Origin of the sequence: Reichenbachiella sp., assembly GCF_965223055.1 — a bacterium.
Classification (GTDB): Bacteria; Bacteroidota; Bacteroidia; order Cytophagales; family Cyclobacteriaceae; genus Reichenbachiella.
Map to the genome: position 1 here is coordinate 1 of NZ_CBDCVM010000010.1, position 17,661 is coordinate 17,661.

At 39.0% G+C, this 17,661-nt stretch carries 17 protein-coding genes, 1 tRNA gene and 1 pseudogene; 9 read left to right on the forward strand and 10 right to left on the reverse strand.

The annotated features are described in order from the left end of the window. The 4 genes and pseudogenes from fbaA to ACOQO5_RS07795 form a co-directional block, all read right to left on the reverse strand. Positions 1-863, reverse strand: a pseudogene (fbaA, locus tag ACOQO5_RS07780) (class II fructose-bisphosphate aldolase); the annotation flags it as partial. 222 nt (positions 864-1,085) lie between these two features. Further along, complete coding sequence (locus ACOQO5_RS07785) at positions 1,086-1,340, reverse strand: hypothetical protein (RefSeq protein ID WP_420581127.1); 255 nt, start codon at positions 1,338-1,340, stop codon at positions 1,086-1,088. 16 nt (positions 1,341-1,356) lie between these two features. Beyond that, entirely contained in the window at positions 1,357-2,715 is a 1,359-nt protein-coding gene (locus ACOQO5_RS07790; protein WP_420581128.1) for a hypothetical protein, read from the reverse strand. After that, positions 2,609-3,634, reverse strand: a complete 1,026-nt coding sequence (locus ACOQO5_RS07795; protein WP_420581129.1) for a M14 family zinc carboxypeptidase — start codon at positions 3,632-3,634, stop codon at positions 2,609-2,611. The genes ACOQO5_RS07790 and ACOQO5_RS07795 overlap by 107 nt, the downstream gene beginning before the upstream one ends. A 146-nt stretch (positions 3,635-3,780) precedes the next feature. Between ACOQO5_RS07795 and ACOQO5_RS07800 the strand changes: the two genes are divergently transcribed. From ACOQO5_RS07800 to ACOQO5_RS07825, 6 genes are all read left to right on the forward strand, one after another. Then, positions 3,781-4,062, forward strand: a complete 282-nt coding sequence (locus ACOQO5_RS07800) for a hypothetical protein (protein ID WP_420581130.1) — start codon at positions 3,781-3,783, stop codon at positions 4,060-4,062. Further along, positions 4,010-4,408 carry a hypothetical protein gene (locus ACOQO5_RS07805; RefSeq protein ID WP_420581131.1) on the forward strand — a complete coding sequence of 133 codons (399 nt, stop codon included), beginning with the start codon at positions 4,010-4,012 and terminating at the stop codon, positions 4,406-4,408. Before ACOQO5_RS07800 ends, ACOQO5_RS07805 begins: the two co-directional genes overlap by 53 nt. A gap of 92 nt (positions 4,409-4,500) precedes the next feature. Then, positions 4,501-4,680, forward strand: coding sequence for a hypothetical protein (locus ACOQO5_RS07810; protein WP_420581132.1), 180 nt, complete (start codon positions 4,501-4,503; stop codon positions 4,678-4,680). A 161-nt stretch (positions 4,681-4,841) separates the two neighbouring features. Further along, complete coding sequence (locus ACOQO5_RS07815; RefSeq protein WP_420581133.1) at positions 4,842-5,657, forward strand: PIG-L family deacetylase; 816 nt, start codon at positions 4,842-4,844, stop codon at positions 5,655-5,657. 28 nt (positions 5,658-5,685) lie between these two features. Beyond that, a complete protein-coding gene (locus ACOQO5_RS07820; RefSeq protein ID WP_420581134.1) occupies positions 5,686-7,323 on the forward strand; it encodes an LmbE family protein in 1,638 nt (545 codons plus the stop codon). Positions 7,324-7,458: 135 nt separating this feature from the next. Then, positions 7,459-9,144, forward strand: a complete 1,686-nt coding sequence (locus tag ACOQO5_RS07825; RefSeq protein WP_420581135.1) for a sodium:solute symporter — start codon at positions 7,459-7,461, stop codon at positions 9,142-9,144. Between the two features lie 47 nt (positions 9,145-9,191). Here ACOQO5_RS07825 and ACOQO5_RS07830 read toward each other — a convergent pair whose 3' ends face one another. The 5 genes from ACOQO5_RS07830 to ACOQO5_RS07850 form a co-directional block, all read right to left on the reverse strand. Continuing rightward, the gene (locus ACOQO5_RS07830; RefSeq protein WP_420581136.1) at positions 9,192-9,677 is read right to left on the reverse strand and encodes an outer membrane beta-barrel protein; all 486 of its coding nucleotides are present in this window, start codon (positions 9,675-9,677) and stop codon (positions 9,192-9,194) included. A gap of 184 nt (positions 9,678-9,861) precedes the next feature. Further along, complete coding sequence (locus ACOQO5_RS07835) at positions 9,862-10,371, reverse strand: outer membrane beta-barrel protein (RefSeq protein WP_420581137.1); 510 nt, start codon at positions 10,369-10,371, stop codon at positions 9,862-9,864. A 159-nt stretch (positions 10,372-10,530) separates the two neighbouring features. Then, on the reverse strand, positions 10,531-11,538 hold the full coding sequence (locus ACOQO5_RS07840; protein ID WP_420581138.1) for a glycoside hydrolase family 113: 1,008 nt from the start codon (positions 11,536-11,538) through the stop codon (positions 10,531-10,533). Next, entirely contained in the window at positions 11,535-13,778 is a 2,244-nt protein-coding gene (locus ACOQO5_RS07845; protein WP_420581139.1) for an efflux RND transporter permease subunit, read from the reverse strand. The genes ACOQO5_RS07840 and ACOQO5_RS07845 overlap by 4 nt, the downstream gene beginning before the upstream one ends. 425 nt (positions 13,779-14,203) lie before the next feature. Next, a tRNA-Met gene (locus ACOQO5_RS07850) sits at positions 14,204-14,276 on the reverse strand. A gap of 123 nt (positions 14,277-14,399) precedes the next feature. Here ACOQO5_RS07850 and era point away from each other — a divergent pair. The 3 genes from era to ACOQO5_RS07865 all read left to right on the forward strand — a co-directional run bounded on the left by era (position 14,400) and on the right by ACOQO5_RS07865 (position 17,199). Continuing rightward, positions 14,400-15,287, forward strand: coding sequence for a GTPase Era (gene era / locus ACOQO5_RS07855; RefSeq protein WP_420581140.1), 888 nt, complete (start codon positions 14,400-14,402; stop codon positions 15,285-15,287). A gap of 59 nt (positions 15,288-15,346) precedes the next feature. Beyond that, positions 15,347-16,105, forward strand: a complete 759-nt coding sequence (locus tag ACOQO5_RS07860; protein ID WP_420581141.1) for a lysophospholipid acyltransferase family protein — start codon at positions 15,347-15,349, stop codon at positions 16,103-16,105. An 83-nt stretch (positions 16,106-16,188) separates the two neighbouring features. Next, entirely contained in the window at positions 16,189-17,199 is a 1,011-nt protein-coding gene (locus ACOQO5_RS07865; RefSeq protein ID WP_420581142.1) for a threonine aldolase family protein, read from the forward strand. On the opposite strand, the gene ACOQO5_RS07870 is transcribed toward ACOQO5_RS07865, so the two are convergent. Continuing rightward, entirely contained in the window at positions 17,196-17,636 is a 441-nt protein-coding gene (locus tag ACOQO5_RS07870; protein WP_420581143.1) for an SRPBCC family protein, read from the reverse strand. The genes ACOQO5_RS07865 and ACOQO5_RS07870 overlap by 4 nt on opposite strands. Positions 17,637-17,661: the final 25 nt, after the last annotated feature.

Consider the following 17,661-nt stretch of genomic DNA (forward strand, 5'->3'; position numbering starts at 1 on the left):
TTGCAAGTCGGTATCGATGTTCATTTTGATCGCACCGTAAGAAATAGCTTCTCTGATTTCTTCTCTAGTTGACCCTGATCCACCATGGAATACAAAGTTCACTGGGTTGTGACCAGTACCAAATTTCTCCTGGATGTAATCTTGAGAGTTTTTCAAAATTTTCGGAGTCAATTTTACATTACCTGGCTTGTATACACCGTGTACATTTCCAAATGCTGCAGCGATAGTGAACTTGTCACTAATCTTACCTAACTCTTCGTAAGCATAAGCTACTTCTTCAGGTTGAGTATATAGTCTTGACTCATCCACGTCTGAGTTGTCAACACCATCTTCTTCACCACCTGTGATACCTAATTCGATTTCAAGCGTCATTCCCCATTTTGGACATACGCTCTAAGTATTTTTTACAAATCTCGATGTTTTCCCTCGATTGGCTCTTCGGACAAATCGATCATGTGAGAAGAGAAAAGAGATTTTCCAGTTCTTGCGAAAAACTCCTCGCCAGCGTCCAACATACCGTCGATCCAAGGCAACAACTTCTTAGCACAGTGGTCTGTGTTCAATATTACTGGAACACCATAAGCTTCAGCCATCATGTGTACGTGATGCGCACCCGATACAGCACCAGCAATAGCAGCTTTTTGTCCATCGTTAGACAATCCTTTACCTGCGTTGAAGGCTGCACCTCCATTTGAGAACTGCACCATTACTGGAGAGTTCAATTCTTTTGCTGTCTCTAATACTGAATTGATAGAACTAGATCCAATAACGTTGGCAGCTGGTAGCGCGAACTGATTCTCATTCGCATAGTTCAACAATTCGGTTACTTCGTCTCCAGTGAGAACCCCTGATTTGAATTTCATTTCTTAGTGTGTTTTTAGTGATCTGAAGTCGTGGTAATTCGCGAAACTTCCGATTAAAATAAATGTGATTATTAAGGCTGGCAAAGATATGTATTTGTATGAAAATATCATTGAATTGACAAAAGACAATGCTTGATTACAATCAATGAGATGAATTATTAGTGTATTCTTAAATATTTGTCATTTTGTTGAAAATTATGCAATTTAATATGCTATCTATTGCTATCGAGCAGACCCAGCCTCTATAATCTCACCAAAGAATAGTGCATTCAAGAACAATCTATTTGTCCCGTACCAATAGGCTCTGAAGTTAGGATTGTCATTAAATGATATGATTAAACCCTTGCCAAACGCTGAAAGCCCAACAGCCGGACTATCTGGTATTTGATTGAGATTTTCTTTTGAGACGTATCCGGCTAATAATGGATTTGAAGTGTAATGAACTGGCTGAGCATAAGGGTTCTTTGATAGTTCCATGAATTGTACTCCCTTTTTAAAATATGGGTAGTTTGTCATCTGAGAAGCCAAAACCAAGCGGGTGTGTCAAGTCGATCTTAGTCTCAAATATTGCTCCTCCGATTCTCTGCGCACCTTGTGTTTTGGATCGAGTATTATAGGTTAGGTACTTTTGGGTGGAGTCCTTAGCATTTTTTTTGTACTTGATTTTGGATAGTCCAGCTTCGGATGCCCATTTGCCTGCCGATCTCGTGGTGATGATATTTCCTCCATTTTGCACCCAGGTTTTGAGCTTAGCTTGGGTTATACTGCCATAGTTACCATTTACCATAATAATCGTGTTGTACGAGCTCAGATCAATATTATTGAATTTATCAATTGTAATCATAGGTAGTGCCACTCCCATTCGTTGATCCAGCAGATGCCACACTTCACCTGCTTCGTAGGCATTTACACCATCGCCAATTAGCAAAAGTGGTTTGGGAGTAGTAAGTGGCTTGAATTTTGGGCTACCCAGTTGAAAACCACTTGTATTCCCTGAAGCCAAAGTTGTAACAGGTATTTGATGCTTTTGACTTAATACACTCAGGGTTTGATGGATTTTAGAAGCCCCCATGTTCTGGTTTTGTATAGGGACAACAATAGTGCCTCTTTCAAATAACTGACCATTACTACTCGTCCATGGCTCTGTTGAGACTTTTGCACGCAGTCCAGATTTTTGAATGTCATACAGTAAGGCGGGTGACTGACTGTCCTCCCAGTGCATAGCATAAGCATAGCTACTAGCTTCAAACAAATTGACTACTGTTAATTGTTGCTTTGCATTGAATTGTTCACCCAAGAGACTGTTTGAGTAGGCCTTTCCTTTGAGAGGTTGCCAATTGAGGTCAAAGGCCAACGGCAAGGTCCAAGCAGATACGTCGTAAAATAGGCTGTCTTGAAACTCAATACGTTGTTCAAACATTCCCTTTATCAATCGATATTGGTTTTGATCCATGGGAATGATGTAGGAGTTGTTCTTATTAAACGCTCCGTATTTTTTATTCAAATGATAAACTTCAATTTGGTGGGTGTCCAGGATGGAGAGAAACGCGCTTAATTTATTTTTGTCGTTACCTGTATTAAATAGGTAACCTTTGATATCATCCTGCGCCTTCAAGGAAGGAATATCAGCAAAGAATTTTCGCTGATGCTCGAGTATTTCTTCTTTTAGGTCATTAGAAGCCTTTAAGGAGGAGAGTGAAGTAGTCAAATGATTTCTAATTGCGAATGGAAAAGTTAATAGTCCGTTAACACTCTGCTGAGCATGTCCTCTGGCACTTGCTTGTTCGAAGAGAATGCCGACCGCACCATTCAAATCCGGATAACTGGAGCCTTTTTCCCATATAAAAATCATCGAATGATTCTTTGGAATAATATAAAGTGCCAATCTCATCCAGTGCATTGGCATGGTAGTCAGCAATTTTTTGAGTGAGCTCGTAAGTTTTGGAAGGAACCAAAGGATTGTTTCTACTGGGAATGCCTGGCTGAAAGAAGTAAGTACCATTAGTACCCATTTCATGATGATCGGTCAATACATTGGGTTTCCATTTATGATACTGTCGAATTCTTCCTTTAGACTCAGGATGTTGTATTGGCAGCCAGTCTCGGTTGAGGTCAAACCAATAATGATTGGTTCTCGAACCTGGCCATGGTTCGTTTTGCTCTATATTGTTTGGGTCAGATACGACGTTCATGCCTTTTTTGCTATTGACCCATGAGGCAAAGCGATTCAAACCATCCGGGTTATAGCTTGGGTCGAGTAAAATGACCATGTTTTCCAACCATTTTTCTATTTCATCGCCTTGCGCAGCAGCCAGATAATAGGCGACTAATAGTGCAGCATTACTTCCACTGGCTTCATTTCCATGAATACTATAGCCGAGATAAGCGACCAAAGGCATTTTGGAAAGATCAAGTGCTTTGGATTGATTGTAATCTGAAAGTTTCAAGTGTTCTGTTCGGATGTTTGCAAGATTCTGAATGTTCTCTGGAGAAGAAATTTTTAGTGTAAGCAATGGTCGATTTTCATGACTTCTGGCATACTCTTCAATTTCTACACGGTCAGAGGCATCTGCTAATGCATACAAGTATTGAACAAGCTTGTCATGACTTACGTGCCATTCTCCGACTTCATGGCCAATTACAGATTGAGGTGTAGGAATCGCTGGATTGTAGTTGATATTCTCAGGTAAATAATAGTCTAGGGAAATCTGCGCTTCACTGTTTGTGAGGATCAAGATGAATGAAAATAACGCTATTGTCCTTTTTGTCATATCTGCTTATTTGTATCAAACATAAGCTTTTTAGGTCTATCTGTCATTTTTTTTAAAAAAATCTAAGAGCTGATTAAACCTTAATGGCTATTAGTGGTCAAAGAGCCAAACAAATTGAAAAAGACAATTATTAAATATTTAAAACCATGAAAAGATTAATTGGAATTTTTATCTCGACCGCTGCTTTGACTTTTTATTCATGTTCTGATGACGTGGAAAATGTCAGTGATAGTGGGAATACAGACATCGCTATTGAAGATGCTAGTTTAGAAACCACTTCTAGTGAGTTGATGGAAGAAATTGATGAGGCTGCAGATTTTGCAACAAGCTCATTTGAATCTTCAGAAGGAAGATTACTTGGCGAACCAGGCTTTGGTGGCAAACGATTCGGGGGATTGTGTGACAGTCACAGAAGATGCAGCAACTAATACCAAAATTATTGACTTTGGTGAAGATGGATGTGTAGGGCGCGATGGTCGTGTGAGAACTGGGAAAATTATCATTACCCATGAGGGTGAAAGAGATGTGCCTGGATTCAAACGTACAATTACTCTAGAAAACTTTTCAGTAGACACTATAGGGGTAGAAGGAACTCGAGTGCTGACTTACGTTTCTGGTACTGACATTGAAAAAGAATACAATGTAAGTTTAACTGGAGGGAAACTCTCATTTCCTGATAATACGGAAGCCACCCGAGAGTCGACAAGAACAAGAATCGCCACCTTTGATGTGGATGGAGAGAAAGTTCAGGTAGAGCGTTTTTGGTTCAGCTGAAGGTATCAATCGAGAAGGCCTGACCTATTTAAATACAGTAGATGAGACTACTCCGATATTGACCTTGAGCGCCTGTAGAGAGGAGGGAACATATGCTCCGGTTTCTGGGTATATTGTCTATCAATATAGAGGGTGAAAGCGAAAAAATCATTGACTTTGGAGATGGTACATGTGACAATCTGGTGACTATCACACAAGACGGAGTTTCTACAGAAGTAGAAGTCGACCCAAAACAAAGACGAAAAAGAAGATTTAGAAGAAGAAACAGTTGAGGTAATAAGTTTAGGTTAAAGTAGGAAAGAGGTCTGCCCAAGGGTAGGCCTCTTGTGTTTTAAATGTGGCATAACTCAAAACTGAAATTACCGTTTAGCACTTATTGTTTTTTTATTAATAGCTGGCCAGCTATTATTGTTGGAAATTTTATAATTCTAATATGCGATCAATTCGACTATTCTTAATTTTATTATCACTTTCTATTTCTGTTACTATTCAGGCACAGCAGCCCAAAAAACCAAATGCTTCTGAAATTCAATTGATGCTGCAAAAGCTCAATGTATTGGGCTCTGTTTTATATGTGGCTGCACATCCAGACGATGAGAATACCAGGGTCATTGCTTACATGGCTAACGAAAAGAAGTTTAATACCGCTTATCTGTCTGCGACGAGAGGCGACGGAGGGCAAAATTTAATTGGGTCTGAGATTAGAGAATTGCTCGGATTGATAAGGACACAAGAGCTATTGGCAGCGAGAAGAACAGATGGAGGACATCAGTATTTCAGCAGAGCCAATGATTTTGGATATTCGAAAAATCCAGAGGAAACTTTTGAGATTTGGGATAAGGATCAGGTGCTTGCAGACTTTGTTCGGGTTTATAGGAAGCATCGTCCAGACATAATCATCACAAGATTTCCTGGAACTGGACTAGGCGGACATGGGCATCATACGGCCTCAGCTATTTTGGCGAAAGAAGCCTTCGAATTGGCTGCTGATAAAAAGAGCTACCCGGCATCCGCAGAGAAGTTTGGCGTGTGGCAGCCGAAAAGATTATTGTTTAATACTCATCCTTTTTTCTATAGAAGGGCAGGGATTGAAATGGACACGGCATCATTAATGACACTGGATCTTGGTGCCTATAATTCGTTACTTGGAAAATCTTATCCTGAGATCGCCTCATTGAGTAGGAGTATGCACAAAAAGTCAGGGCTTTGGCTCTACCGGTTCCAGAGGTACACAAATCGAATATTTTGATCATACAGCCGGTGATAAATCATCCGATATGTTTGATGGAATAGACACGAGCTGGAGAAGAGTAAAAGGGGGGGAGAAAGTTGGCTACCATGTGGACAATGCCATCATGAATTTTGATCCAACAAATCCAGCTATCATAGTTCCTGATTTGATTCAGGCATACAATGAATTGAAAAAAGTAAAAGATCCTTATTGGAAACGTGTCAAACAACAAGAGATTAAAGATTTGATCAAGGCTTGTACGGGACTATATATGGAAGTGAAAGCTGATCAATTTGCTTACACGCCTGGGGATTCTATGACGTTGAGCGTAGAGTCAATTAATAGATCAAATGTTGATATAAAATTGGCTTCCATCAAATTGGGCAATTTGCAAAGTTTCAATGTAAATCAGCAAATGTTTAATAACCGGCCATTCAATATGGATAGAAAGTATCTGTTGAATACCAATGCGGTTTACTCAGATCCTTATTGGTTGAGAGAAGAGGGTACTTTGGGAATGTACAAAGTGGCTGATCAAAACTTGATTAGCACACCTGAAAATGCTCCGGCGCTTTCCTGGATTGCTACGATTGAAATTGACGGTACTTTGCTAGATTACGAGTTGCCGGTGATTTACAAAGAAAATTCACCTGTGGATGGAGAGACTTATCGGCCATTAGAGGTAACGCCACCCGTATTTCTGAATATTTCAGAAAAGGTATATGTCTTTGGAAACGGAGCATCAAAGAAAGTCGATGTGCAAGTATTGGCTGGAAAGTCAGATTTACAAGGCGATGTTACGTTGGATATTCCTGAAGGTTGGAAGGTAGAGCCTGATAGTTATGCCTTCGAATTGAAGGATAAAGGTGCTGAAGCTACATTTACATTTGAGTTATTTCCGCCTTCCAATGCGAGTAGTGGTGAGATAAGTGCTATAGCCAAAGTTGGAAGTAAAGCCTATAATAAAAGTCTGGTGCGTATCGAATATGATCATATCCCAGTGCAAGCTCTATTTCCTAAATCCAAGGCGAAAGTAGTCAAGGTAGAATTAGAAAAGCGCGGAACGAACGTCGGTTATATTGTAGGTTCAGGTGATGAAATCCCTGCTAGTTTGGCTCAAGTGGGCTACCAGGTAACTGAGCTAAGCAATGGAGATATAACAGCAGAAAAAATGAAAAAATATGATGCTGTGATTCTTGGTATTCGAGCCTACAATACAAATGACCGACTGAAGTTTTATCAGAAAGAGCTTATGGAATATGTGAAGAATGGAGGTACCATGATTGTGCAGTATAACACAGCTCACGCTTTAGTCACGAAAGAATTAGGTCCATATCCATTGCAACTGTCACGAGATAGAGTGACTGTGGAGGGGGCAGAGGTAAGAATTTTGAAACCCGAACACCAAGTACTTAATTTTCCTAACAAGATTACAGATGCCGACTTTGAGGGATGGGTGCAGGAGAGAGGGCTTTATTTTCCCAATGAATGGGACGAGCAATACGAAGCGATTTTGTCATCCAATGACCCAGGTGAAGATCCTAGAGATGGTGGATTGCTGGTCACCAAATACGGCAAAGGCTATTACATATATTCAGGCTATTCCTGGTTTAGAGAACTGCCGGCAGGTGTTCCCGGAGCTTATCGAATATTCACCAACATGATCTCGATCGGAAAGAAATAATCATCTAAACATCACTCATTTGGATTCATCGGACAAACCTCCTTTTTTCAAAACCTGGAAAGCCATGTATTTATTTGTATTTGGTAATCTGGTAGTCGTTATTTTATTGTTGTACTGGTTTAGCATTTCTTTTCGATGAGCACTATAGACTTAATTGTACTTTTTGGCACTCTAGGTCTCATTGTAGGTTATGGTGTGTATAAAACGCTAGGAACCAAAGATATAGATGGTTACTTGCGTGGAGGCAGTAGTATGAAATGGGGCACTATAGGGTTGTCAGTGATGGCGACACAGGCTAGTGCGATTACCTTTATTTCTACACCTGGACAAGGTTATGAAAGTGGGATGGCTTTCGTACAAAACTACTTTGGCCTGCCCATAGCGCTTATCATCGTGGCTTTGGTGTTTATTCCAATCTATTACAAGCTCAAGGTTTATACGGCCTACGAATATCTGGAGAATCGATTTGATAAAAAGACACGTTTACTGGGAGCCTTTTTGTTTTTAGTGCAGCGTGGGTTGGCCGCAGGAATTACAATCTATGCCCCAGCTATAATTTTATCTACCATACTCGGTTGGAGTCTATCATGGACGATTCTACTGGTGGGGGTGTTGGTGATTATCTATACGGTAAGCGGAGGCACGAAGGCAGTGAGTCTCACTCAAAAACATCAAATGACTGTGATTTTGATTGGAATGGCGATTGCTTTTGGATATATCATACATTATTTGTCTGATTATGTGACGTTTCCAGAAGCCTTACACATTGCGGGGAGTCTGGATAAGCTGAATGTCGTTGATTTCTCTTTTGACTTTGAAAAACGATATACTGTTTGGTCAGGAATACTCGGAGGCTTGTTTTTGGCTTTGTCATACTTTGGCACTGATCAGTCTCAAGTTCAAAGATACCTAGGTGGTAAAAACACCGCCGAAAGTAGAATGGGCTTAATGTTCAATGCAGTGATGAAGGTTCCTATGCAATTTTTCATCTTGCTCACGGGCGCGCTTTTGTATGTGTTCTACATTTTCTATCAGCCGCCAGTTCATTTCAATCAGCAGAGTTTGACGATTATTGAGCAGCAAGTGGGTACAGAAAACATTGAACTGATTACAGAAGACCACGACTATTGGGTAAGCAAGAGAAAGGCTTCAGCAATGGTATATAAGGATGCCTTGAATTCTGGTTCAAAAGTAGACCAGGAGGAAGCCCAGCAACTTTTACAATTCACAGCAGAGCAAGTGAATAGTTCCAGAGCAGAAATGAAGAATCTGATCGCCTCGACAGATGATACGATCAAGCTGAAAGATTCGGATTATGTGTTTTTGACCTTCATCCTCAATTATTTACCACAAGGAATAATTGGGTTATTGATAGCAGTGATTTTTTCAGCGGCTATGTCATCCACCTCGGGTGAATTAAATGCCTTGGCATCCACGACAGTGATTGACTTTTATAAAAACTTGGTCAACCCGAATGGCACGGAAAAGCAATATATGCTTGTTTCTAAGCTACTAACTGCAGCTTGGGGTATTCTGGCTATTTGCTTTGCATTCATGGCACATCAATCCGAAAATTTGATCGAGATGGTGAATATTTTGGGGTCACTTTTCTATGGCAATATTCTAGGTATCTTCCTCGTGGCCTTTTTCTTTAAGTATGTGCGAGGCACTGCAGTGTTTTGGGGAGCCATTCTTTCACAGAGTTTGGTTATTGGTTTGTTTTCAACCACAGAGATTGGCTATCTATGGTTTAATGTAATAGGCTGTGTAGGAGTGATTTTGATTGGTCTGTTGATTCAAATAATAAAACCTAAAACATAAAAAAAGCCCCGAGAAGTCGGGGCTTGAAATTCTTGATTGAAATCAAATTAGTTTCCAAAGGTATAAACAAGACCAAGATAAGCTCCCATTCCTAGTGGATCGTTTGCACCACTAGGTTTACCTAAGTGGTATTTCAATTCTGCATTGATCCCAATAGCATCGGAAATGCCAAAAATGGCACCGGCACCGAGGGCAAATCCAGTATAAGAACTCACATCACCACCAACAAATGAAACACCAGCTACGCCATACACTTGAGTGGCGTCTGTCATGAAATAGTATCGACCATCAATGTTGAATAGGTTTACTTTAGCGTTGTCTTTGTTGGTTAACCAGTAAGAAGGAGCTACTGAAAAAGCATCGGCGATTAAATACTCAGCACCAAATCCAAACCCTACTCGGAAATCACTACCATAAGGTGAAAATATCATAGGCATTCCAGCATTCAACCTGAAATCACCTTGTTCCTGTGCGAATGCACCGTTAATTGTAAATAAGCCTACAAAGGCTAAAGCGAGTAATTTAGTTTTCATAATAGAAAATTTAGGTTTAATAATTATTATGTTTTGTTGTTATTGCATTGAATTTATAGAAAAAAACTGAACTATTTATTTGATGCAGAGTTTTTTTAAACCCAGAAAGGTTATGAGATAACGCAAAAAAAGACATAAAAAAAGCCCCAGGTGAGTGGGGCTTTAAAGTTTTTAAGAAACCTGATTAGTTTCCGAAAGTATAAAAAACTCCAGCTTTTATTGCTAATTGACCATCTCCTGCAGTTTGATACTTTAACTCGGTATTTAGTCCTAGTACATCGCTAAGTGGAAAATTTGCACCAGCGCCTATGTTTAATCCAGTTTCAGAGTCTGAAAAGCTACCTATTTTGGATCTTACTATGCCAGCACCAATAACTCCATATACTTGAGTGTCATCGGTCATAAAATAATATCTACCCTCAATGTTGAAAGAGCTAATAGAAACATCTGTTCCTCCAACGTCAGATTTGAAATACCAATCATAAGAGGCTGTTCCACTTATTACATCAGTAATTAAGTATTCAATAGAAGGAGATAGACCGAATCCCATTTTTGAAGACCCATTATTGTCGACGCCTGCTTTTGTACCTAATACTAGGCCAAGACCGGCTCTGAAATCTCCTTGCTCTTGTGCCATAGCACCATTAAAAGTGAATAAACCAATTAAGGCTAATGCGAGTAATTTAGTTTTCATAATTATAGTTTTTAGAATTAAAGTTTTACCAGAATCATTGAGATCAATTCCAGGTCAATTTATGACTATGCAATATTGCATTTTTTTTATAAAAATCAAGTGATGAGCGTGTATTTTTAAATTCGACAATCAACGATTTACATAGCGGAAATATACGTACTAGTTTTGATTTTTAGAATACTCGTTTTTAAGTATTTTTTCAGCTGATTTATTTTGAGGTGTAAAATCTCGGTTTGTATTTCCACCTGCTTCATTGTGTTTATAATGCCATTTCCATGCAAATCCTCCTGCCATCCAGTGTTCATTCCAATATAGTTTGAAGAGAGCTTTGTAAGCATTGGCTTGGCCAGTAATATTAATATTATGATTATTGTCATGAATTTTCCAATGTCCAGAAGTGCAATAGTCCTGACTTTTGAAACCATATTCTGTGAATAGCACTTTTTTAAGATGTAAGTCGGAGAATTTTTTTAAAATTTCCTTAGTTTTTGAACCCTTATCTAAGAGCTCATCTATGGTTGGAGTTTTTGATTCACTTATTGGAAAATAGGCATCAATACCAATGTAGTCCAGTTGATCCCAAAAAGGAATGTTTTGATAATTGTCCCAGTTAGCCGAGTAGGTCAGAGGTCCGGCATAAATTTCTCTCACCTGCGCTATGAGGTCTATCCAATAGGAATCATTTGTTTTTGCTAATTGTCGAATTTCCGTGCCGATGGAAATTAGTTCTACATTCAGATCATTTGCAATTTTTGCATAATTCAAAATATAGGTCTTATAACTTGACTTCCAATTTTCCAGTTGTTCGGGTGAATTGTAATTTAAATCTCCAGCCCAGCCTTGACCAATTACCCAGATATGTGGTTTGAGCATAACTTTTAGTCCCGCTTGATGAGCCATTCGTATGGCCTCTGTAATGCCAGACGAGGTTTCTCCAATCCATTGGTTGGGATGGTCAAAAGTGACATTTGGCTGAACAGGGCTGCAAAACGCATAGGGTATAATGGCTACCCAATTGGCTCCTGTATTTTGAATAGGTTGATAATATTCAAGTTTCAATTCGAAGGAAGGAGCAACCAGGCATAACCCGTTAATTTTATCTTTATCGCCCGGCTTGATAGCGCCACATGAAAGCATGCAAGTCAATAAGATTAGATAAGTTCTCATTTTTTGTGGTGAGGCAACCATTTAAGTATGAGTACTGGCAATAGATACAAATCTGCTAAAAGAGCTGTTAAAAAAGATATGCATACGAAAAGTCCCATATAGTAAACAGCACTAAAACTAGAAAAGCAAAAGACCAAAAATCCTGAACTTAAAATAATTGTTGTCATCAAAATAGGTCTGCCTGTTTTGAGTATGGCTGCTTTTGTAGCTGCTTCTTTGTTTTTGCCATTGCGATATTCATATTTAAACTGACTGAGAAAATGAATCGTATCATCAACCACTATCCCAAAGGAAATCGCAAAAATCACCGATGTGCTTAAATTGAGTGGAATAGAAAAATAACCCATAATTGCAGCCACGATAATTATTGGAAATAGATTAGGAATGAGCGTAATGACAACTATTCGCCACGACTTAAAAAGTAAGCCGGCAATGATTCCCACAATGCATATGGCAATACCGAGCCCTTTTATTAGGTTTTTAGAAAGCAATTCATGGCTTTTGTCAATTAATAGTGTGGTGCCTGTCAAGCGATATCCAATAATTTCATGGTTTATTTGATTATCTAAAGCTTTCATTAGTTCAGCATGTTTCAATGTGGCATCTTTTGAACCCAAGTCTTGAAAGTAGCCTGTGATTTGTGCCAGTGATTTTGTACTGACTTTGGTGGATCTTTCCTCCATATGCGTTTTTTGAATATGGTGAAATGCCTTTTGCCATTGCTTAGTTGTTTCTGGGAGTTTGTAGTAGGACGGAGATGCTCTGTGGAGATTTTGATTGGCAATTTTGACCATAGAAACTGGCGAGATCAAGTCACCAGCTTGTGTATGCTCTTTTACTACCTGCTCAATTTTATCCAATTCTTTGATTATTTTTTGGCTGTATATGGGGTGGTTTGCTGTTTTAGTCCATAGACTAAGTGTGAAAGGTTTGGACCCCGAATACTCCTTGTCGAAAAAGATGAAATCAGACTTTACGATATCATCTTCTGGTAAATCGTTGACTAAATAGGCATCAATTTCCAGTTTGCTTAAACCGTATAGACTCACTACAAATAATCCGGTAGATATAGTAAGAATGAGACTCGATTTCTTATTTACGGTATTGTAGAGTTTTTCTAAAGGTGAAAAAAACGTTTTACTCTTGCTAGTCTCTTTGATCTTTGGGTTAATTAATGCGACTATTGATGGATAAAGTAAATAAGTGATTATGAGAGCTAATATTATTCCTCCAGCAGCATACAACCCTAAGTCTATGATAGGCTCTACATTAATCGTAATAAGCGTAAGGAATCCTATGGCAGTTGTAAAAGAAGTCAGGCAAGTAGCAACACCCACTTGGCGAATGGCCAGATTTAGCGCAATGTCTAATTTATGTGTTTTGAGATATTCCTGACGAATATGTGAAAAAAGGTGCACGATGTTTGACATCGATACTACAAGTAGAATAGTCGGAATAAGAGAGGAAAGGACATCAATTTTTTTATCTGCCAATGCCATTAACCCAATAGTAGCAACTACAGATAGTCCGGATATGAAGAGTGAAGTGAGGATCAGTACAATCTGTCTCATAAAAACAATAAGCCATAGGAATATTAGAACAAGTGCTATCAGGATATATGTGGCAAAATCGTTTTTTACAGCATCCACAAAAGCAGTTTGAGCTACAGCTTTTCCTGCAATCCGAACCCTAGGTGCGTAGTATTTGAAGATTTCCTGAATTTGATGTACATATTCGTCTGCCTCCTCTTTAGTAGCAAATCTTTCATGAACAACAATTGCTTTCATGCTTTTTCCAGATTTGGAGACAAACATTTCTCTATACAATGGGTGAAAGTACAATTTGCTACTATCCCGACTGAGTTTGGAAGGAGAGGAAATATGCAATAATGGGATTGGGATGAAACCCATCGGTGTTTTTGCCAAATATTTTAAGGAAGTTGGTGAGTAAACCTGCATTGAAGAGGGTAGTTTTTCTGTTAAAGTCAAGCCACTATCAATTTGACTAAGAAAGGTTGAATCGAATATGCCATTTGTTGCTTCAAACCCTAAGAGTAGATAATCATTATCATAACTGAATGTTTCGGTAAACTTTTCATAATAAGTCAGATCTGGGTCGTCGGTTGGAAAGAAATTTTCCAGTTCATAATCGAATTGCAGATTTGGAATTTGAAATGCTAAAAATCCCAATAACAAAAGCGCTATTAGAATCGAGTAGATTGAGGTCTGTTTGTTGATCATAATTCGCTCTTTTTAAAGCTGTAAGGAATATAGCCAATTCCATTTGAAATTTCTACTAGGTACTAGTACCTAGTAGAAATTGTGGTATCAATACCTATTTTAAACCTACCCATGACCAGTTACTTTTGAACTATCAATAATTAGTAATATTGATGAAGGAGATAACCAGCCTAACCTTTTTTTGTGGTTAACCTAGCAAACAAATTTGCTTCATTATTCTTTGGCCAGTTCATAACGTTGATCTGGCTTTTTTTATGCCAACTTTTTCATGTTAGCCATTGTGTAGTGGCGGGAATAGACCCACAATGGAATTGCCACAATGGAATTGCCACAATGGAATTATCGAATCTTTGAACTTCGGAGACTACATTTCTGTATTTTACACATAAAAAAAGGCCAACATTTTCATGTTAGCCTTTGTGTAGTAGCGGGAGCAGGACTCGAACCTGCGACCTTCGGGTTATGAGCCCGACGAGCTACCAACTGCTCCATCCCGCGATATATTTTACTATGCTTTTTGAGACGAAAGGCTCATAAAATCCTTTGTTTTTCCCTCAATTGCGATGCAAAAGTAGAAGCCCGTTGTTTAAAAAACAAGTACCTTTGGACTTTATTTTTTTTATGAGCGAAACTAATTTCAAATCGGGCTTTGTGAGCATTGTAGGCAAGCCGAATGTCGGAAAATCTACATTGATGAATGCCCTTGTAGGAGACAATCTCTCAATAATCACATCCAAGGCGCAGACGACTCGTCATCGTATCATGGGAGTGTTGACTGGTGACAATTTTCAAATCGTATATTCTGATACACCGGGCTTACTGAAGCCTCAGTACACACTACAAGAATCAATGATGAAATTTGTCAGTGCCTCGCTAGAGGACGCTGACTTGGTGCTCTATGTCGTGGAACTCATGGAGAAACAAGAAGATGAGGAAACACTCGAAAGAATTATAGCTAGTGGCAGACCTGTGATTTTCGTGATTAACAAGACGGATCTAAACAAAGGATCGCGGTTGACAGATAAAATTGACTACTGGAGTTTATTATATCCAGAAGTTGAGATTATGACGGTGTCTGCACTTACTAAAGAAAATGTTGACGTGCTCTTTGCAAAGATCCTCGAACTCATGCCGGAGCATCCTGCTTATTTTCCAGGTGATACATTGACTGACAAACCAGAAAAGTTTTTTGCATCTGAGATTATTCGAGAGCAAATTTTTAAGAATTACAAGCAAGAAGTGCCTTACAGCACCGAAGTTGAGATAGAATCATTCAAAGAAGATGAAGAGATTATTCGGCTTCGTGCAGAAATTTTCGTGGAGAGAAAATCGCAAAAAGGGATAATTATTGGGAAAGGTGGTGAGGCGATCAAAAAGGTAGGAACTGAAGCTCGGTTGCAATTGGAAAAGTTCTTCGGAAAGAAGGTGTTCTTAGAGACCTTTGTGAAGGTGGCTAGTGACTGGAGAAAGAAAGATAGCTTGCTTAAAAAATTTGGATACAAAGGATAAATAATCCTTTAGTTCTCTTCAAAGATCAAATAGTTTTACCAGCTATTGAAAAACTCACAATGAATTCAAAAAACCTACCCACTAATCTGATTCAAATTATTGCGCTCAGGATTTATATGGTCTATGCAGCGCTTATGTTTACCATCACATTTATCCTGGGTACTCCGGCGGTTCTGTTGGCCTTGTTTTTCAAATATGATAGACTAGCCTTGATTGTTAATCATTATTGGGCTTACGTGTTTTTCTTTTTAGTTGGTGTGAGAGTTGAAGTGATTAAGCTAGGTGCATTGGACAAAAAAGCATCTTATATTTTCTGTCCTAATCATTTTTCATTCTTGGATATTGCTACCATGCCTTTTGTGCCTATTCCATTTAAATTTGTGGGAAAGGTGTCTATCGCTAAGGTCCCGCTGATGGGACAAATTTTCAGAAGATTTCATATTACGGTTGACCGTGCAAAACTAAGAGATCGTTATGCTACTTATAAAAAAAGCGTGGATGCTTTGAAGAATGGTTGCTCATTAACCATATTTCCTGAAGGGGGAATTAGAAGTAATCAGCCGCCGGCATTAGAATCATTTAAAGAAGGCCCTTTTAGAATGGCCCTTGAGACAGGTTCACCTTTGGTGCCTGTGACACTAGCCGACAACTGGCATATTTTCCCAGATGACAGTAAATTTTACTTTCGTAGAAGAAGGTGTAGAATAGTAATACATGAGCCGATAGACCCTAAAAAATACACAATGAATACAATCAGGAATTTTCAAGAGGATGTAAAGGAAATCATTCAACAAGAGTTGTATCGATTGAATGCTTGATTCTTTTAGGAAAGCAGATTTAGATTGTTAAATTTAATACCTTGTTGAAGCCTGTCTAATTTCATTACTGAAAATTTCATACCATGACAATTGATTTGAGAAGCGATACGATTACAAAACCGACTGATGAGATGCTGCAAGCCATGATGACCGCAGAAGTCGGAGATGACGTCTTTGGTGAGGATCCTTCTATTTTGATGCTAGAGAATAAGGTGGCCAAATATTTCGGGAAAGAGGCAGCACTTTTTTGTCCATCAGGAACTATGACCAATCAAATTGCGGTAAGAATTAATACTCAGCCCCAGGATGAGGTATTGTGCGACCGAACATCACATATCTATAATTATGAAGGAGGAGGTGCAGCTTATAACTCGATGGTTTCAATGAAGTTGTTGCATGGCGATTTGGGTCGTTTTACTGCGAATGATGTAAAAGAAAACATCAACCCGGATGATATCCATTATGCACGGACATCAATGGTCGCTTTAGAGAATACGGTAAACAAAGGAGGAGGGAGTGTTTTTCCACTGGATGTGATAAAGGATATTACCAAAGTGGCAGTGGAAAATAAGCTAAAAATGCACTTAGATGGTGCGCGGATTTTTAATGCACTTGTGAAAACTGGAGAAAATCCTGTCGACCATGGCAAATGTTTTCATACTCTCTCTGTTTGCTTTTCCAAAGGATTGGGAGCTCCTGTGGGATCAGCCTTGCTAGGATCAAAAGAAGCTATTGCCCGAGCCAGAAGAGTAAGGAAAGTATTTGGTGGTGGTATGCGACAGGCAGGATATCTGGCGGCCGCTTGTATCTATGCCTTGGAAAATAATGTTCAACGCCTAAAAGATGACCACAGAAGAGCCAATCAATTGGCTAATATGTTTGAGGATAAAATGTATGTGGAAAACATCATATCGGCAGGTACCAATATTGTCATTGTGTCTATAGCAAAAGACAAATCAGTGAGTGATTTACTAAACGACTGGAAGAAAAAAGGCTTGCTAGCCGTCCCTTTTGGTCCAAATGATATTAGACTGGTTACGCACCTCAATTTTACAGACGATATGCTTCAGAAAGTAACAGAAGTACTAGCTTAGCTAGTCTCGTTTTCCGCAAAAGTTTTAAACTGATTCATGAATTTGAGGGTTTGTTTAGGAAAGGCTCCTTTCATGAATATGCCCAAAAGTTTCATGTAGCCTGAAAATTGAAATTCATTTTCTGAAACCCATCGGGTTTGCTTTTCACTAACCTCTTCAAATCGATTTGAAATGATATTGAAAACGCCTTTTGTTTCGTATGTTCCACACATTTCATTCGGTAAGTCATTTTTGGTTACCGTTTCTATCATCTCCATTTCCCTTTTGCCCATTTTGTAATGCAATTTGGATTTTGCCCCAGGTTGGCCTGGATCACCGCTGAGGTGATCGAAGCTCACTAAGTCGGGTTGCCACTTGTGCATATTGTCGGGATTATCAAATAGCGAGATGACTTTCGGTCTGGGTAGGTCGATAATGATATCAACTGTGTACTTCATAATTAAGCGCGTTTATTCATTCAAT

Excerpts from the sequence above, each read along its gene's own strand:
- ACOQO5_RS07845 (WP_420581139.1), bottom strand. The coding sequence starts at position 13,778 with ATGATCAACAAACAGACCTCAATCTACTCGATTCTAATAGCGCTTTTG.
- ACOQO5_RS07785 (WP_420581127.1), bottom strand. The coding sequence starts at position 1,340 with ATGGAACTATCAAAGAACCCTTATGCTCAGCCAGTTCATTACACTTCA.
- ACOQO5_RS07865 (WP_420581142.1), top strand. The coding sequence starts at position 16,189 with ATGACAATTGATTTGAGAAGCGATACGATTACAAAACCGACTGATGAG.
- ACOQO5_RS07840 (WP_420581138.1), bottom strand. The coding sequence starts at position 11,538 with ATGAGAACTTATCTAATCTTATTGACTTGCATGCTTTCATGTGGCGCT.
- ACOQO5_RS07820 (WP_420581134.1), top strand. The coding sequence starts at position 5,686 with ATGTTTGATGGAATAGACACGAGCTGGAGAAGAGTAAAAGGGGGGGAG.
- ACOQO5_RS07815 (WP_420581133.1), top strand. The coding sequence starts at position 4,842 with ATGCGATCAATTCGACTATTCTTAATTTTATTATCACTTTCTATTTCT.
- ACOQO5_RS07790 (WP_420581128.1), bottom strand. The coding sequence starts at position 2,715 with ATGATTTTTATATGGGAAAAAGGCTCCAGTTATCCGGATTTGAATGGT.
- ACOQO5_RS07795 (WP_420581129.1), bottom strand. The coding sequence starts at position 3,634 with ATGACAAAAAGGACAATAGCGTTATTTTCATTCATCTTGATCCTCACA.
- ACOQO5_RS07860 (WP_420581141.1), top strand. The coding sequence starts at position 15,347 with ATGAATTCAAAAAACCTACCCACTAATCTGATTCAAATTATTGCGCTC.
- ACOQO5_RS07825 (WP_420581135.1), top strand. The coding sequence starts at position 7,459 with ATGAGCACTATAGACTTAATTGTACTTTTTGGCACTCTAGGTCTCATT.
- era (WP_420581140.1), top strand. The coding sequence starts at position 14,400 with ATGAGCGAAACTAATTTCAAATCGGGCTTTGTGAGCATTGTAGGCAAG.
- ACOQO5_RS07800 (WP_420581130.1), top strand. The coding sequence starts at position 3,781 with ATGAAAAGATTAATTGGAATTTTTATCTCGACCGCTGCTTTGACTTTT.
- ACOQO5_RS07870 (WP_420581143.1), bottom strand. The coding sequence starts at position 17,636 with ATGAAGTACACAGTTGATATCATTATCGACCTACCCAGACCGAAAGTC.
- ACOQO5_RS07830 (WP_420581136.1), bottom strand. The coding sequence starts at position 9,677 with ATGAAAACTAAATTACTCGCTTTAGCCTTTGTAGGCTTATTTACAATT.
- ACOQO5_RS07835 (WP_420581137.1), bottom strand. The coding sequence starts at position 10,371 with ATGAAAACTAAATTACTCGCATTAGCCTTAATTGGTTTATTCACTTTT.
- ACOQO5_RS07810 (WP_420581132.1), top strand. The coding sequence starts at position 4,501 with ATGCTCCGGTTTCTGGGTATATTGTCTATCAATATAGAGGGTGAAAGC.